The following is a 16,959-nucleotide window of genomic DNA, read 5'->3' on the forward strand; positions in this document are numbered from 1 at the left end:
TGACAAAGACAGGAGGCAAGCATGGCGAATATCCAGAAGCTGATTGAGCGCATGCGCTACTGGTGCCTTGACGTGAGTCTGGGATATGACCAGACGAATCGTTGGGACATCAGGCCGGGCGGTGAGGCGGACTGTTCCAGTCTCGTGATCCACTGCCTGCAGGAGGCCGGCTTCGATACGGGGGCTGCCTCGTATACGGGCGATATGAGCGCTGCGCTGACCGCAAGAGGTTGGGTCAGGCTGCCCAACAACGGCAGTCCGCAGGCGGGAGACATCCTGCTGAACGATGCGGACCACGTCGCCGTCTACCTTGGCGGCGGGCAGCTTGCGCAGGCATCGTACGACGAGAACCACCGGGCATCAGGAGGTGCTTCCGGTGACCAGACGGGGCATGAGACCAACGTCAGCCCCTATTACAACTTCCCGTGGAACTGCTACCTGCGGTACACGGGGTCACAAGATAACAACGATACAAACACAGATACAGAAGGAGAAATCACAATGGCAATAGCATACGGTTCAGATCAGTTCAAGGGACTCAAGTTCTGGGATGGCGTGCATAAGCCCGTCGGCATCGGGCATCCCGATGAGCTCAACGCGGTCAGCAAGGCTTTCAAGGCAGCAACGGGCAAGGATCTGCCGCTGATTACCTTTGATGGCGCATGGATCGTGCGTTTCGAGTCTCTCGCGGGACGTAGCGAGGACAATCAGAACACCACGATCATCAACGCGGTCAAGACCGCGCTGGGCAAGTGAGTGATCATATCCGCATTGGCACGATCGGCACTGTCGACTATGACGGCCATGGTATTGTGACCGCGTCGATCGAGCATCCGATGACCGTTGATTCGCTTCCGGACGTTCTCCGTTTGGCAGGGCATTACAATCTTGCCAGGCAGGCCGAGGAAGACGGCCAGGAGTGAACTCTTCGGTACCGCAATGAGCAGGCCCCCGTTTTCGGCTCACGCCGGAAACGGGGGCCTTATTGTGTTTCCGGCGCGACGCGAATGTACATTTGGTGGTGGTGCTGATCATTCCTTGAGGATCGTGGGTGGAACATGCTTGATATGACAGAGGGTCTCGCGGGGACCAGGGTCCTCGTGATCGGCGGGACCTCCGGATTCGGCCAGCGCGTAGCACTCGAAAGCGCCGAACGGGGCGCGTCTGTAACCGTGATCGGCAGGAAGCGCTCCCGTGCCGAAGCGATGAAGGTTCTTATGGACGAGCGTCACGGTGGCGAAGTCGTGGTCTTGGATGCGACGCATGAGAACGACCTGGAAGCATTCCTGAAGCAACGGGATGCCTACGAGCATGTGATATCGATGATCGGTGGTGCCATGGGCGGAGGTTTCATGGATAACAGCATCGAAGACGTCAGGCTGGCCGCAGAGACGAAGTTCATCGGATCCCTGACGGTCGCCAAAACCGTCGCGTCCCACATCGCGCATGCCGGGAGTCTGACCCTGACCTCCGGATCGGGCGGACACCCTTACGATGCCTCGGGAGCAATTATCGGGAATCAATCAGTCGACCTGCTGGTCAAAGGCCTGGCCGTTGAGCTCGCTCCGGATATCAGGGTCAATGCCATAGCGCCCGCATGGACCCCAACAGGGTTATGGAGACACATGGCCACGCAGGAGATCGAAAGGACGGAGGAACAGATGAGCGCCGCCATTCCACTTGGCAGGGTCGCCACTGTGGGTGAAGTGGCATCGGCATACCTCTTCGCCATGCAGTGTGGCTTCCTCACCGGCCAGACCATACATGTCGATGGGGGAGTGTCGGCACTCTGACGCCGTCCCTGCCGCGATATGCGGATCTAGTGAGCACCCCGGATTCGTGTGATCGCGATGCCGCTGATAATGACCAATATCCCGGAAGCGATGAATACCGCGGAATATCCGGAAACGGCGATGCCCATGGCGGCGATGATGGGACCGAGGGCGATGGCGCTCAGATCGGCGACGTTGATGAGGCTGAGGTCTCTGGCACGCCGATTGTCGTCAGGCAGCAGGTGCACCGCCATGGCCATACTCGTCGATGCGTAGGCACCGTATCCGATGCCGGTCAGCACCGCAAGCGCCATCACTCCGATCCAACTGCCCGTGACGGCACCGAGTACGGCGCCTGCCGCGAATATGACCGTGGCCGCCACAAGACACCACTTGAAGCGGTGCGTTCGATCTGTCAGAGAACCTGAGACCACCGCGGCGATAATGACGCAGGGGGCGTATACGGCGGTGAGCGCAAGAACCCCATCGTCGGTGGATTGCCCCGGATGGTACTCCGCGTAATGGATGACGTCCTGTAGGTAGAAGAAGAGATAGGCAAGCGCCATATTCTGTCCAAGGCCGAAGAGGATCCTATGTGCGCATACGAGCCAGAAGTCCTTGCTGTGGGGCAGGAGATCGTGATGGGGTCCTCCTTCCTTCCTTGTCTGTTGGAGCGGCGGATGGGCGCGGTCGCCTCGTATCGTCAGGATGAAGAACAATTGGGCTATGACGATGAGCGCGCCCAGAGTCAGATATACCGATCGGGGTGACGCAAGCAGTGTCTGCACGCCTGTGCCGAGCACCGGTGCGACCGCGGCCGCAATGCCCAGGCAGGCCGATGCCATGCCTCTGCGGTGTTCCGGAACCAGATCGGGTATGGTGGCTGAAGTCGGAGCCATCAGCATATTGGCGCCGATCTGAAGCAGTGTCCACCATAGGGCGAGTTCCCCGAGTGTGCGTGCGTCGCCTATCACCACGGAAACCGGAAGGATGACCGCAAGACCTGCCAGCAGCCAGGGGATACGTCTTCCGAGTCGGGTGCTGGTGATGTCGCTGAGATGTCCGATCAGCGGATTCGTGATGATGCCGACCACTCCTGCGATTCCGGTTACCAGAGCCAGTCCGTAGACCTTGTTCCCTGGCGCTATGGCGTTCACCTGGCTGGGAATCGTGCTGAGTACCGGGCCTAGGATAATCGACCACATGGTGGTGCTGGCCGCTATGAGAGCGGGGTAATAGCCACGTCCTATCCTTGGTCGGGAGAGCGCATTGCCCTCGATGGCCGCGCTCAATGACGCCTCATTCGGTGTGGTGTCGAGGAAAAGAATTTCTGTTTTATATTGAACATATGGCCAATATAAAGCATGAAGCTGTTGTCGGCCTGTGCCTCCAACGAGAATTTACTTCAGATGTCCGTGGCCGTAACGAAGCCGAAACCGGCCAGGGTCGCATCCATGATGGCGAACATGCGTTCGGGGGTTATCCGGTCCGGATAGAGTGCGACCTGTGCACCCAGACCGTCGAGTGTGCAGATGATGGTCTCGGCCACAAGCGTGGGGTCCGGACCTTCGAGGTGTTCTTGCGCCTGCGCGCCCCGGATCAGTATCTCCAATGCACGGCGCCATTCCGTGTATGAGCGCCATCGTTCTTCCGCCAGTTCGGCATTGCCCAGTCCGTAGGCCCAGAAGGCAAGTTCTATCTGTTCGCCTATCCTCCCCTCCTCGTCGATGGGAAGGGCGTCGTGAATGGCCTGCTGCAATGCCGCGGTTCCCGACAAACCGTTCAGGTTCGCGTCGATGCGTTCGGCCAGCTGTTGGTATGAGCGCTGCAGGGCGGCCCTCAGGATGTCGTTCTTGCTGTTGAAGTAATGGGCTATGATGCCGTGCGAAACCCCGGCCTCCTTGGCGATTTCCCGCGTCGTCGCACCCGACAGACCCGCTCTCGACACCACTGCCAGGCATGCATCGGCGATTTCGAGACGGCGTGCGGAGTGGTTCACGATCTTGCTCATGCTTGTAAGCATAGCGAGTGCTCACAACCCTCTCCATGGTGCGACGCTTGACGGATAACGGGGAGTCATTTATATTGGACAAATGGCCAATATTGTTCGATGAACCGGCATCGGCCACATCTATGCGCATCCGTCGGCAGATCAAGGAGTGCGCCAACAGCAATGAAGGATGGTAACCATCATGATTCAGATCGGAAATCCCAGTGATATAGCCGAACTCCGCGAAGTGATAGTCGGCCCTTACAAGACCTTCAACTGGTGGAACCTGATCTGGGGATCGTTGCGGTATCCGGATTTGGCAAGCCTGCGATATGTGGAGAACAATACGGTGCGCGTTCCCGATCACAGCATCGCCAGACGGCAGCATGAGCAGCTGGTGCAGACTCTCGTCGATTCGGGTGTCAAGGTGCACACGCTCCCATCGGTACCCGATGTTGACATACAGCTCTACCCACGGGACATCGCCTTCGCCGTGGATGACACCCTGATCCTCTCTCGTTCGCGCGATCCCATCAGGCAGAAGGAGCAGCGCGCCCTTGAACGGTACCTACCGCAGTTCTCAAAGGTCGAAGGGATCGAATCGGGGCATATCGAGGGTGGTGACGTCATGGTCACCGATGACGTTGTTTTCGTCGGTCTGAGTGAAGCTACCAATCTGCAGGGCATCAGTGCCCTCAGATCATGCTTCGCCCGTGCGGGCATCGATCGTGAGATAGTGCCCATCGAATTTTCAGGCAGAGGCGTCGTCCATCTGGACACGAAGTTCACGATGGTGGGTCCCAAGCTGGGCTATATTCATTCCTCGTCACTGACACCGTATTCACGCAGTCTGATCGCCGAGCGTTTTGAACTCATCGAGGCCGATGACGCCGAGGCGCGTGCGCTGATGGTCAACACCGTTGCTCTCGCACCTGATCGAATCATCATCGATTCACGGGCGCGTCGCCTGGCGGAAGGTCTGCGTGCCCATCACGTCGAGCCGGTGCCCCTGGATTTCTCCGAGGTCACCAAGTTCCCGGGCGGGTTCCGCTGTGCCACCTTGCCATTACGTCGTGGTGCCGGGCGCTCAGCGCCAGGAGAGCAGCAGTGACTGCAAGGTCTGCAAGGAGAATACCGCAGACATCCCTCCTGCCTGAGCGGTGATCCATTGAAGGGAATACCACAGTGCGATGAGCGCGATCAGCAGCCATAGGAGAATCCACAGCAATGCTGAGATATGGGTGAGTCGGGCCAATTGATCCGCATCCGATTGTCCGGCCCGCCCCTGGGTGCGTTGGATCTGCAGTTCGACAAGAGGACGTATCGAACCCAGCAGCAGGAATCCCGCAAGCACTGTGGCGGCGAGCAGACGCATATCCGGCGAGCCCCACCACGATAGCGCGACCACGGCTATGAGACAGATGATCACACTGGCTGCTCCGTATCCGTTCCTGATGCGTGTGAGCATCAAAGCGAGCAGTATCACCAGAAGCCACAGCGCGCCGGTGGCATAGCCCGCTGCGACCAGGGCCGCACAGCCCAATCCCCAGAGCGCGGGGGCAAGGTACCCCGCGAAGCAAGTGAGCCAGTAGCCGAAGCCTTGTGTCTTGCCGTAGCTGACGGTCACGCCGGAGGTGTCGGAATGCAGCTGTATCCCCGAGAGTTTTCTGCCGGTAAGCAAGGCCGCGACCGCGTGCCCTCCCTCGTGGGCGATGGTGATGGCATTGCGGGCGATGCGCCATACGGGGCGTACTGCAACGAGCAGGAGGCACAGTACGGCAGCCAGCATGATTGCATTGGCGTCCAGATCGTGGACCGGCGTGACCGAGGAGACCCATATGCTCTGCAGTACCGTTGATATGCCCTGTGATATGCCTTCGGACGTCGTGATGATAAACGATGAAGACACGTTGGACTCCTCTGTGGTCTGCTGGCACGTGGTGCGGCGATGGCCTTCATGTCACATGATGCCCATCGATATCACCAACAGTCGCATACCAGCCTGAACCTGCGCTGAGTCCACTTCGTGCCCTGCGTATCCCGGGAGGGGCGGAATCCGGTCATAAAGCCGGATAGCTGAGCGTAGAAGGAATCAGGGAATCAGACGCTGAAGCCTTTCAGCATCCTTCCCCAATCGGCGAGATCGTTGTCCGCATCATTGATGGCCGATTCGCCTTCGATTTTGGCGAATCCCCGTACAAGGGCTTTCCCCTCCTGGCGCGCGTCTTGCTGCGCGGCATCCACCGGTGTGGTCACGGCCTCGTCGCTTGGGCTCGCCTCAGTGACGAATTGTTGTGGAATCCCATGGCAGAAAGCCCATGTTGGATTGATGCGTGCATTCATATCTACGCCTCCTTGCGTTGGTGAAGACTCTAAACACCGAATATGACCGTAAGCTGAGGATTCGCTGTGGGCTTGAAGGTTTGATGAAGCCCAAGGGTATCCAAAGGACATTCAGGTAGCATGGAGAATGCTAAAACCCGTAGGTTTTGGAGATTCGGCGGTTTGATGACCGGGCCACGGGTTCTCGGGTCAAGAGAGAAGAGGTGCAATATGACGGACGAACAAACGAATGCTCCACGCAATGTGCAAGGGGATCCCAACGGAGGCACTCCATTGGGTGCGCCACAGTCATACCGGCAGGAAGGTCCGCAGCTCAACGCTAATGCCCAGAACCGGCAGGCAGGTCCACAACCGGTATATGGATACGCTCCGCGTCCCTTGCCATCCGCGCAACCCGGCATCCCTCAGTCGCCGAACCCGATGCAGCAGATTCAGGTTGACAGGACGAAGGGCAGTGCGGCGAAGGGTTTCGCGATCGCCGGTTTCATCCTGGCTCTGATCGGACTCTTCGTAGTGGTCTGGCAATACAACAAGTATCTGAGCCCCTTCGGCACCGTCGGTCTGGTGATGTCGGCGGTTGGTCTGCTTATCCCCGAGAAAGGTGAGGAACGCAGCCGCATCACCTACATTTTCTCGGTGGTCGGTATCATCATTTCGATTCTGGCCCTGATCGCAACCCTGATCATCGGAATCTTCAATCTGCAGCCCTTCACCTACTGATAGAGGATGTGCCTGTTGATACGGGAACGGGCTTGCCGATCTCAGAACCGGTGTCTGTGACCGTCATGGTCCCAGGGTCCCTCCCTATATACTGACCGGACTCCGTGCGTGATGTGGTGCATGGAGTCCGGTCACTTGTATGCCAAGGTGTCTTCTACTTCAAGGTGGCTTCGCTCGAATATCGGGCTTCGTCCCGCTTCATTTGCCTGCCGTGGCTTTTCCGGTGCTTCTCCATTGGACGGGCGCCCGGTCGCCGCTGTCCGTGGAGGCATCACGGGCCTGTGCCCCATGGCCCTCATGATATCCGAGCTGGCCTTCTTTCCAATAGCCGTGGAGTGAGACCTCAAGGCCATCGTCAGTCCCGGACGCTGCTGTCAGCGAGCGGATCGCGGCGATCTGTTTGGCTTCGCCGGCAGCCCAGAGGAGGGAACGTCCCTTCCCGGGCAGTGAATCAATCGCATGCTTGATGTGTCGCACGAAATCCTCGCTGTCTGAGGTGACGATCCGTACGGAGACATAAGGGCGATCATCGTTGGTATTGCCCAGATGAAGTTCGGCGTCGACCGTCGCCTCGGCCTGGGGACCCGTGAGCAATACGATTATCTCCATATGGCATTCGGGCGGGGTCTCTTCGAGCCATCGTGCGGCAGCGGGCAGACCGGTGGCATCGACGGCGACCACATAGGCATCGTAACCGTCGTCATACACCGTGTTGCCTCTGGGGCCCATGACGAGCAGATGATCGCCCGCCGATGCGTGCTGGGCCCAATTGCCGACGCCTCCTTGCGGGTGACAGACGAAATCGAGCAGCAACTCATGCCGTTCCGCATCCATGCCTCGCACGGTATATGTCCGCAAGGCGAGTTTGGCGCCGCGTATGGAATCCGGGGAGATCGCACCTGCTCCGGAGTCATTGGACGATTCGAATGCGGCATCGGGGACGGCCACTTTCACATGATCGGCAACACCCATGCGTATGAAGGGGAATTCGGGTTCAAGTTCGGGACCTCCCAGATGGATGCGATGAATCGTGTCGGAGAGGTCGTCGACTTGCGTGACCACCAGTCTCCGCGCTCGCGGCTGATAGGGTATGCGTTCTTTCACGCCAGGTCGATTATGCATGGGTCACCTCGCAGATGTTGTGCCGTTCATATTCGAATCCTCTGCCACTGCACCGGATGGTCGTGACGAAACCGTCACGGTCGTCGATCTTCCTGTGCGCAGAGCCTTCATGTCTGCCGAGTGTTAACGAAGATCCCCGCTTCTCCAATACCCTTATGCGAAGGGCGCAAGGTGGCTTTGCCCAGCCGGGTCGCGCCGAGCGTCCCGGACCTTATGGAAGCTCCGCATGGCAGGCTTCCGTGATAACCTAACTGCGAGATACGGGTAACGGCGAATGCTGTGGGAACATGGTCGCGGGAACGAACGTCGCGCAGCCGCCTGGCCCGATGGCCGTGCGGTGGTGGATCGGCCCGGGGCCGTTGTGCGGGCTTCGGCGCGGCGGCTCCACAGCCCGTAGGCGGTACCTGCTTAGACGGTACAGCTTTGGTGAGTGGTACACGGTTGTGACGAGTGCAGGATTTTGCGATAAGCGGGTTGGTGATACGGAATGACACAGCAGACGGGATCCACAGTGGGGGCGTCCGGCGGTTCGGCTGATGGGCTTCAACATACGGGGTATGGCCCCGAGACCACCGAATCCCAGAGTCCGAACTCGGAGACGGCGCCTGCGGAGGCGATGACGGATCGGAAGCTTTCGCTTGCGGATATCGAGCGCAAACGCTCCAGACCGGTGAGCTGGGTCATATTCATCGTCGCCCTGTTGGTGGCGATTATCGCTCCCTATGGTATCGGCCGCTCACTGGCGGTGAGGCATACACAGACCTTGATCGCTTATCTGGATGTATTCGAGCCGCGGGGCATTGCATTCCTTTCATGGACCGCGGCCTTCATCGCGATCGTCAGCATCGCGATGTGCGTCATCGAGGCGCGCTCCTGGACGTGGCGGGTCATTCTGCTGCTCAGCGTCGCCGCCGAACAGTTCATCGCAGGTTTATGCCTGTTGAAGATGTCCTTCTGGTACAGCACCTACGTGGTGTTCGGCGATAAGGCATACCTGGCGAATGCGGCCAACCTCGGCATCATCGCCGCCGGATTCGGTGCGGTGGTGTTCGCGGTGCTTTTCGTGGCGATTCTGGTTCTGGTCAAGAAGGACTCACCGCTGAACATGCTCACACGCAGTTGGGCCGCGCTGTCGGTCTTCGCGGTTATCGAGGTTCTTGCTCTGGTCATCGTGCTCTTCGGTGGCCTGCTGACGATGGTGTGATTCACGGTGTGATTGCACCTGACATCAGGAGGCGCTTCGTCACGTCGCCGTACAGGCCCGGCGGATGGTGAGGGGTTGTGTGTATACTGGCGGGTGGCGTGTTTCCGCCCGCGGATTGAGAGCGTTTCGACATTGGGTCGTGGCACCGCGCAGCAGATAATAAGGAGGAGTCGTGGCACTTACGACTGAAGAAAAGCAAGAGATCGTCACCAAGTATGCGACGCATGAAGGCGACACGGGTTCTCCCGAGGTTCAGGTTGCGCTGCTGAGCAAACGCATCACGGATCTCACCGAGCATCTCAAGGAGCACAAGCACGATCACCACTCACGTCGTGGTCTGCTGCTCATGGTTGGCGATCGTCGTCGTCTGCTTGATTACCTCAAGCGCGTTGACATCGAACGCTACCGTTCGCTGATTGAGCGTCTCGGCTTGCGCCGATAATTGAATTCTTCCGCCCGGGCCTTGCGCTCGGGCGCTTTTGCATGCTGATGTTCAGACAGGTGAGCAGTATTGCTTAGATAACGGCGGGCCGGGAAGAACACGGCCGGTCGAAACAGATTCACGGGGAATCTCCGGCGAGGATCACGCGGCCAGGTATGCCGCGCACAGTATGTCGAGGGCATTCGGTGAATGCACTCGTTGGGTGGGGCGTCAATCGACCCGCCCGTTGCAAGAGCAGCTTATGGGCACGGGGTTCATAGGCGATGGAACAGATGACTGATTAGTAGAAGTCAACAGAAGGAGGAACCCTTGGAGGGTCCCGAAATCAAGGCCGTAGAGGCCGTTATAGACAATGGTTCATTTGGTACGCGCACATTGCGCCTAGAGACGGGTCGTCTCGCCCAGCAGGCGGATGGGGCCGTAGCAGCTTATCTTGATGATGATTCGATGGTGTTGTCCACCACCACAGCAGGTTCCAGCCCGAAGGCGAATTACGATTTCTTCCCGCTGACCGTGGACGTTGAAGAGAAGATGTATGCCGCGGGAAAGATCCCGGGCTCATTCTTCCGTCGTGAAGGCCGTCCATCAACCGAGGCCATCCTGGCGTGCCGTATCATCGACCGCCCGCTCCGTCCGCTGTTTCCCCACACCCTGCGCAATGAGGTACAGGTCGTAGAGACCATCCTCGCGCTGGATCCTGAGGATTCCTATGACATGGTCGCACTCAACGCGGCCTCGGCTTCAACGCTGATCTCCGGCCTGCCCTTCAGCGGTCCGGTCTCCGGTGTGAGACTTGCTCTTATCGACGGCCAGTGGGTCGCCTTCCCGCGTTGGAGCGAGCGTGAGCGCGCGGTATTCGAAATCGTCGTAGCCGGTCGTGTGGTCGAAGGCGGGGATGTCGCCATCGCCATGATCGAGGCGGGCGCAGGCAAGAATGCCTGGACGCTGATTTATGACGAAGGCCAGATCAAGCCTGACGAAGATGTGGTCGCCCAAGGCCTTGAGGCCGCCAAGCCCTTCATCAAGGTCATCTGCGAAGCCCAGGATGAACTCAAGTCCAAGGCCGCGAAGGAGACCAAGGACTTCCAGCTCTTCCCCGAGTTCACCGATGATCTGTACAACCGCATCGACCAGATCGCCCATGGGGATCTCGACGAGGCCCTCTCCATCGCGGAGAAGCTGCCACGTCAGGAGCGCATCAGCGAGATCAAGAAGAGCGTCAAGGAAAGCCTTGCCTCGGAGTTCACCGATATGGATGACGCTGAGAAGGAAAAGGAGATCGGCAACGCCTTCAAGGAATTGCAGCGCCAGATCGTACGTCGCCGTATCCTGACCCAGGATTACCGGATCGACGGTCGCGGTCTTCGCGACATCCGCACCCTCTCCGCAGAGGTGGATATCGTTCCTCGCGTTCACGGCTCGGCGCTCTTCCAGCGCGGCGAAACGCAGATTCTGGGCGTTACCACGCTCAACATGCTGAAGATGGAACAGCAAATCGACGCGCTTTCAGGCCCGACTTCCAAGCGTTACATGCACAATTACGAGATGCCGCCATATTCGACCGGTGAGACCGGCCGCGTGGGCTCGCCCAAGCGTCGTGAAATCGGTCACGGTGCTTTGGCTGAGCGTGCGTTGCTCCCTGTGCTGCCAAGCCGTGAAGAGTTCCCATATGCGATCCGCCAGGTCTCCGAGGCCATCGGTTCCAACGGTTCGACCTCAATGGGCTCCGTCTGCGCATCCACACTGGCTCTGCTCGCTTCCGGTGTGCCGCTGAAGGCGCCTGTCGCCGGTATCGCCATGGGTCTGGTCTCAGGTGACGTCGACGGCCAGCATATCTTCAAGACCCTCACCGATATTCTCGGTGCTGAAGATGCCTTTGGAGATATGGACTTCAAGGTTGCGGGTACTTCGGAATTCATCACCGCATTGCAGTTGGACACCAAGCTCGACGGCATTCCTGCCGATATCCTCGCTGCGGCACTGCAGCAGGCGAAGGAAGCCCGTACGACGATTCTTGAGGTCATCAACGAATGCATCGACGGACCTGCCGAAATGAGCCCGACCGCTCCTCGCATCATCACCACCAGCGTTCCGGTGGACAAGATCGGTGAGGTCATCGGGCCCAAGGGCAAGATGATCAACCAGATCCAGGAAGACACCGGTGCCGACGTGAGCATCGAAGATGACGGTACCGTCTTCATCTCCTCCGAGGGTGGCGAGGCCGCCGCGAAGGCGAAGGAGATCATCGATCAGATCGCCAATCCGCATGTTCCTGCAGCAGGTGAGACCTACAACGGCAAGGTTGTGAAGACGACGAGCTTCGGCGCCTTCGTGAACCTGACACCGGGGACCGATGGTCTGCTGCACATCTCGCAGATCAGGAACCTCACCAACGGTGAGCGTGTGGATGCGGTCGAGGACGTCCTCAAGGAGGGTGATGCCGTTGAGGTGATCGTCCAGGGCGTGGATGACCGTGGCAAGATCTCTCTGGCGATCCCAGGATTCGAAGATCAGGAAAGCGCGCACGCTTCTTCCAACCGTGGTGGACGCGATCGTGACGATCGTCGTGGCGGCCGCGGCCGCGATGACCATCGCTCAGGCCGTGGTGATCGTGGTGGACGGTATGACGATCGTGGTCGTGATGAGCGTCCTCGCCGTCGTGACGACCGCGATTACGATCATAATGACCGTGCAGAGCGTGGCGGTCGCGATGAGCGTTCGGACCGTGGTGACAGCTACGAGCGCCGTGACCATAGCGATCGTTCCGATCGTGACGATCGTCGTGGCGGTCGTGGCCGTGATGATCGCCGTGCTTCGGATCGTGGTTCGGATCGCGGAGGCTACCGTGGTCGTCGTGAGAACGTCCATTACGCCGCCGATGAGCATTACGACGAGTACCGTGCGGATCGCGAAGAGCGCTCCGAGCGTCCTCGCCGCCGTGTGCGTCACGACTTCGATCCTTTCGACAAGGAGTAGGTGATTCGGGCTGATTCGATTTCAGCTCATATCGCCGATTTGTTCTGATTGCCTACAGTGTGCAAACCAGTACCCGACACGCCCGATGAAGGTGCGCGCATGGTGCCGGTTTGCACGCTGTCGCATTTCCGGGGCACACCCGGGTAAAAGCGCACTATGAGAGAATGGTGTGTATGAACGGTTTAACCATTACACTCATTGTCATCGTCGTGCTGATCGTCCTGCTGGTTCTTTGGGGCGTCGGCGCATACAACTCTCTCGTCGACCTGCGCAACCGGGTGGCGAACGGATGGGCGCAGATTGACGTTCAGCTCAAGCAGCGTGCCGATCTCGTGCCTAACCTTGTCGAAACCGTCAAAGGATATGCAGGGCACGAGTCAGAGGTGTTCCAGAAAGTGACCGAAGCCAGGGCGCGCGCCGTGCAGGCCGCACAGGACGGGACGCCGGCAGAGCGCGCGCAGGCGGAAGGTCAGCTCGGCAACGCGCTGGTCAACCTGCAGGCCACAGCGGAAGCCTATCCTCAGTTGCAGGCCAACCAGAACTTCATGGATCTGCAGAACCAGCTCAATCAGCTGGAGCAGAAGATCGCCTATGCGCGCCAGTTCTATAACGATGTGGTGCAGAAGTTCAACACCAAGATCCAGAGCGTTCCCAGCAACATCATCGCGGGCTTGTTCCACTTCAAGGAAGCACAGTTCTTCGAGGCCGTGGATCAGGATCGTATCGTTCCGCAGGTCAGCTTCTCCAAGTGAGCGCTACCGCCAAGCAGATCGACTGACTGACCGCCCCGGTGCATAGGACGGCCGCTTGACGCGACATGATCCTATGCAGAGCGGCGTGCCATCGTGTGATGCAAAGGGACTGCGGCGCATCGGTGCCTCGCAATTGCACTGCCGCGCCGTCAGGCATCACACCCGGCCACGGCATGAGCCGGGGATATCCGGCGTCGCAGCTCATACAGCCGGGAGCAGTGCAAGAAGAGGAGAAGTGCAATGCAAACAGAGGCGCAGTCCAAAGAGCCGCCAGTGCGCACGACAACGGAGGCATCTGACCAGGATCCCCATCAGCGGGGCAAACGTGGTTTGTCATGGAACACAGGAAGATTCCTCGTATGCGCGATAATCGCATTCGTGCTGGCATCCGTGCTCTCGCTCATCGCTCTGGGTGTGAGTGCCGACGGTGTCAGTTTGGCGGATCTCAGTTACACCGCCTTGCATTACGACACACAGGTGCTGAAGAACGGCGACCTGAGAATCAAGCAGCGCGTCACGATACGTCTTGGTGAGCGTGAGGACGACGATGGGAACACCAAACCCTGGCGCCAGCTGTATCAGCAATACACGATCAATCCGGACAACCTGACTTCCATCTCGGACGTTTCCGTACGCAATGTCACCGACGATCAGAATTACAGTGAGATCGCTCCGATACCTCCCAGCCAGGTGCAAAGCACATCGGATTGGGACGGTCAGCAGGCAGGCCATTGGTATATAGCCGATGTGAGTGATTCGCAGAATCCAAGCCAATACACTCCCGGTGCATCCCAGGCTTCCGGCAAGTATCCGGTTGAGATCGGTTGGAACATCCCCCAGACCAACAGCGCCGAAAGCATGGTCTTCGAAATCACGATGACCTTCCACGGCATCAGTACCGCACATCCCGATGTGACCAGTTTCCAGTGGGAGCCTTTCGGCGACAGCAACCAGATCCCCATCGAAACGGTGACGGCGAATGTCAGTTTCCCCGAGGGTGTATCCACCAAGAACTCATGGGCGTGGTTGCACTACGCCGGCACTTCGGAAACCTCCCGTACCGCGGATGGTGGCTTGACATTCAAGGCCCATAATGTGAATCCGGGCCAGCATCTTAATCTGGTGGCGATGTTCGATTCATCGGCCAGCGATCAGGTGGCACGAAGCAGCGCCTCGAACGTCAAGCAGAAAATCATCGATGCCGAGACCCAGCAGGAGAAGAAAGCCCGGGACGACGCCCGTCTCAAGGCGCGACTGACCATCCTTGGCTGGATTGCAGCCGCCATCGTGGCGGTGTTCATCAGTTACAAAGCCATACGCGCCGCCTTCCGCAATTATGGGAGATCGCGGTACAGCGGTGATATCGAATATTGGCGTGAACCGCCGGATATGAGTCCCGCCTCGGCCGCACAGCTCAACGACATCCTGGAAGGAGGAAGCGCGAACCAGTCCTCCAGGGAGATGGCCTCAAGCGTCTTGTCGCTTTCGTCCAAACACGCGATTTCGATCTACCCGGGTCCGATTTCCTCGTATTACGGCGTCGATCTGCTGCATACCAACCCGGTGGGCATTTCCGGCATGCTGGCGAATCAGGACAAACGCTCGCAGAAGGCCTTCGCATCGACCTCGACGATTGTGATCAACCCGGTGTGCTCCGAAAACCGCAAATCCTTGCACCTCAGCATTTCGGAGGATGCTGCGCTGCATTTGCTGGAGGTTGCCGCCAAACGTCTGCAGACACCTGTTTTCGACCTCAAGCAGATGCAGGAGAACTTCAAGAAATGGCAGTCCGGATACAAGGAGCAGGAACGCTTCACCAACGCGGTTGGTGGGGAGTTCGCCAAACTCGGGGCCACCGATTCGGTCGCCAGCTCCATAGGGTGGGGTTCCTTGGGTCTTGTTCTCGGCGTCGTGGCATTGGTCTTCGCCTTGTTCAGTGGGGGTGGTGCAGGCCTGGCCATCGGTCTTATGGTCGGCTTCCTCCTGCTGGTCTGCTCGGTGTTCGCTCTGGGATACGGCAAACTCACGGTACTCACCAAGAAGGGACAGCAGTATGCCGGTCAGGTGCATGGACTGAGACGGTATCTCCTCGATTTCAGTGCTTTCGAGGATCGAGGAGTGAACGATCTGGCTCTGTGGGACCGTTATCTCGTTTATGCGGCCGCATTCGGGATCAGCAACCAGGCTCTCAGACAGCTTGCGCTCGCATACCCCCAGCTGAGTGATCCCCAATGGCTTGATGACAATGCCTCGGGCTCACTCCTGTATTGGACATACAGACCCTGGGCCTTCGCAGGTGCCGCATACGGCTACGGCATGGGTGGCAACGGCCTGACGGGCGGAGGGCCTGGATCCATGCCTCCGGGCAACTTCACCGCAGGTTTCGGGGATATCGGTGGCCAGCTGACATCCAGCTTCGCATCGATCCATTCGACCATCCAGGCGGCGGCTCCTTCGTCCTCGTCAGGGGGCTCCTTTGGAGGTGGCGGATTCGCCGGAGGCGGTGGCGGATCAGGCGGCGGCTCCTTTGGCGGTCGGTGAAGCGGACAGCTTCGGAGTGTAGTGTGGAATAACCGATGCCCGTAGCCGCCGCTGAGGTCTCCACTATGGTGAATCGCCGTTGTGGAGCGTTGTATAACCGTTGTCGTAAACCGTTGTCGTAAACCGTTGTCGTAAACCGTTGTCGAAAACCATTGTTGTGAAGGACAGCGTTGCAGAACGCAGTGTTGTGTAGCGCTGTCGAATCGAAAGGGAACTCTGATGACCTTGCTCGCCAGGAACCTGGGACAGTACAGCACCACCGCGGTCGGTCTGGGGGAGATGCCGCTGACCATCGAGGGCAAACCGGATCATGACCAGGCGGTTGAAACTATTCATGCCGCGCTTGATGCCGGATGCCGTCATATCGATACCGCATGGGCATATTATGAGTCCGGTGGCCCCGAGCAAAGCGGTGAGGAGCTGGTGCGTCAGGCCCTGCAATCCTGGAGTGGTCCGCGCGATGAGGTTCTGGTGGCCACAAAGGTCGGTCATTTCAGGAATTTCACCGACGGCAAACCGACCTGGGATGTCGATGGCAGCCCGGAGAACCTGATCCGCAGAGGCAGGGAATCTGCCAGGGCCCTCGGCGTGCAGAGCATCGACCTGCTGTATTTCCATCGTCCCGATCCGAAAGTCCCCTATGAGGACTCGATCGGCGCGATGAAGCAGCTTGCCGATGAGGGGGTGGCCAAATCAATCGGTATCTCCAATGCGAGCATCGATCAGATCGACATAGCGCTGAGCATCCTCGGAGACGATCTCGTTGCGGTCCAGAACCAGTATTCACCGGTGTTCCGCGATACCGAAGACACCTTGGAATACACTGCGGAGAAAGGTCTGGCCTTCGTGTGCTGGAGTCCTCTCGGTGGATTCCGCAAGAGCAAGGATGAAACCCGATTCGAAGCCTTCAAAGGCATAGCGGCGAAGCGCGGTGTGAGCTACCAACAGGTCGTGCTGGCCTGGGAGCTCAGCAAGGGCACCCATGTCTTCGTCATTCCCGGTGCACACCGCCCGGCGACGATCCTTGACTCCCTGCAGTCGGGTGAGTTGGGACTGACGGTTGACGAGTTGGCTCAGCTTGGCTGACCGACTGTCGG

Annotated in this window: 16 protein-coding genes; 11 read left to right on the forward strand and 5 right to left on the reverse strand. The window is 58.9% G+C overall.

Annotated elements, in window-relative coordinates; all coding sequences use genetic code 11:
• The first annotated feature begins 21 nt into the window (after positions 1–21).
• From BPSY_RS10995 to BPSY_RS04820, 3 genes are all read left to right on the forward strand, one after another.
• Positions 22–756, forward strand: a complete 735-nt coding sequence (locus tag BPSY_RS10995) for an endolysin-like domain-containing protein (RefSeq protein ID WP_051921719.1) — start codon at positions 22–24, stop codon at positions 754–756.
• A complete protein-coding gene (locus BPSY_RS11610) occupies positions 753–923 on the forward strand; it encodes a hypothetical protein (RefSeq protein WP_156099244.1) in 171 nt (56 codons plus the stop codon). Before BPSY_RS10995 ends, BPSY_RS11610 begins: the two co-directional genes overlap by 4 nt.
• Before the next feature lie 135 nt (positions 924–1,058).
• On the forward strand, positions 1,059–1,793 hold the full coding sequence (locus BPSY_RS04820) for an SDR family oxidoreductase (RefSeq protein ID WP_202961776.1): 735 nt from the start codon (positions 1,059–1,061) through the stop codon (positions 1,791–1,793).
• 26 nt (positions 1,794–1,819) lie between these two features.
• Here BPSY_RS04820 and BPSY_RS04825 read toward each other — a convergent pair whose 3' ends face one another.
• Positions 1,820–3,064 carry an MFS transporter gene (locus tag BPSY_RS04825; protein WP_033494654.1) on the reverse strand — a complete coding sequence of 415 codons (1,245 nt, stop codon included), beginning with the start codon at positions 3,062–3,064 and terminating at the stop codon, positions 1,820–1,822.
• 113 nt (positions 3,065–3,177) lie between these two features.
• Positions 3,178–3,783 (reverse strand): TetR/AcrR family transcriptional regulator, encoded by a 606-nt coding sequence (locus BPSY_RS04830; RefSeq protein WP_051921720.1) that lies wholly within the window; start codon positions 3,781–3,783, stop codon positions 3,178–3,180.
• Positions 3,784–3,964: 181 nt separating this feature from the next.
• On the opposite strand from BPSY_RS04830, the gene BPSY_RS04835 reads away from it, so the two are divergent.
• Positions 3,965–4,873: a dimethylarginine dimethylaminohydrolase family protein gene (locus BPSY_RS04835; RefSeq protein ID WP_157809780.1), complete on the forward strand. Its 909-nt coding sequence runs from the start codon at positions 3,965–3,967 to the stop codon at positions 4,871–4,873.
• Here BPSY_RS04835 and BPSY_RS04840 read toward each other — a convergent pair.
• On the reverse strand, positions 4,850–5,671 hold the full coding sequence (locus tag BPSY_RS04840; RefSeq protein WP_202961777.1) for a M50 family metallopeptidase: 822 nt from the start codon (positions 5,669–5,671) through the stop codon (positions 4,850–4,852). The genes BPSY_RS04835 and BPSY_RS04840 overlap by 24 nt on opposite strands.
• Before the next feature lie 191 nt (positions 5,672–5,862).
• Positions 5,863–6,105, reverse strand: coding sequence for a hypothetical protein (locus BPSY_RS04845; protein WP_033494655.1), 243 nt, complete (start codon positions 6,103–6,105; stop codon positions 5,863–5,865).
• A gap of 210 nt (positions 6,106–6,315) precedes the next feature.
• Here BPSY_RS04845 and BPSY_RS04850 point away from each other — a divergent pair, with 210 nt between their 5' ends.
• Positions 6,316–6,825, forward strand: a complete 510-nt coding sequence (locus tag BPSY_RS04850) for a hypothetical protein (RefSeq protein ID WP_033494656.1) — start codon at positions 6,316–6,318, stop codon at positions 6,823–6,825.
• Positions 6,826–7,023: 198 nt separating this feature from the next.
• Here BPSY_RS04850 and BPSY_RS11000 read toward each other — a convergent pair whose 3' ends face one another.
• A complete protein-coding gene (locus tag BPSY_RS11000; protein ID WP_081884257.1) occupies positions 7,024–7,947 on the reverse strand; it encodes a siderophore-interacting protein in 924 nt (307 codons plus the stop codon).
• A gap of 487 nt (positions 7,948–8,434) precedes the next feature.
• Here BPSY_RS11000 and BPSY_RS04860 point away from each other — a divergent pair, with 487 nt between their 5' ends.
• The 6 genes from BPSY_RS04860 to BPSY_RS04885 all read left to right on the forward strand — a co-directional run bounded on the left by BPSY_RS04860 (position 8,435) and on the right by BPSY_RS04885 (position 16,948).
• Positions 8,435–9,151, forward strand: a complete 717-nt coding sequence (locus BPSY_RS04860; RefSeq protein WP_051921723.1) for a hypothetical protein — start codon at positions 8,435–8,437, stop codon at positions 9,149–9,151.
• A 172-nt stretch (positions 9,152–9,323) separates the two neighbouring features.
• Positions 9,324–9,593, forward strand: a complete 270-nt coding sequence (gene rpsO, locus BPSY_RS04865) for a 30S ribosomal protein S15 (RefSeq protein ID WP_033494657.1) — start codon at positions 9,324–9,326, stop codon at positions 9,591–9,593.
• A 309-nt stretch (positions 9,594–9,902) separates the two neighbouring features.
• Positions 9,903–12,569, forward strand: a complete 2,667-nt coding sequence (locus tag BPSY_RS04870) for a polyribonucleotide nucleotidyltransferase (RefSeq protein ID WP_033494658.1) — start codon at positions 9,903–9,905, stop codon at positions 12,567–12,569.
• A 173-nt stretch (positions 12,570–12,742) separates the two neighbouring features.
• Entirely contained in the window at positions 12,743–13,321 is a 579-nt protein-coding gene (locus BPSY_RS04875; RefSeq protein ID WP_033494659.1) for a LemA family protein, read from the forward strand.
• A gap of 240 nt (positions 13,322–13,561) precedes the next feature.
• Positions 13,562–15,862: a DUF2207 domain-containing protein gene (locus BPSY_RS04880; RefSeq protein ID WP_051921724.1), complete on the forward strand. Its 2,301-nt coding sequence runs from the start codon at positions 13,562–13,564 to the stop codon at positions 15,860–15,862.
• 219 nt (positions 15,863–16,081) lie between these two features.
• The gene (locus tag BPSY_RS04885; RefSeq protein ID WP_033494660.1) at positions 16,082–16,948 is read left to right on the forward strand and encodes an aldo/keto reductase; all 867 of its coding nucleotides are present in this window, start codon (positions 16,082–16,084) and stop codon (positions 16,946–16,948) included.
• Positions 16,949–16,959: the final 11 nt, after the last annotated feature.

Source organism: Bifidobacterium psychraerophilum, assembly GCF_000741705.1.
Taxonomy (GTDB): domain Bacteria; phylum Actinomycetota; class Actinomycetes; order Actinomycetales; family Bifidobacteriaceae; genus Bombiscardovia; species Bombiscardovia psychraerophila.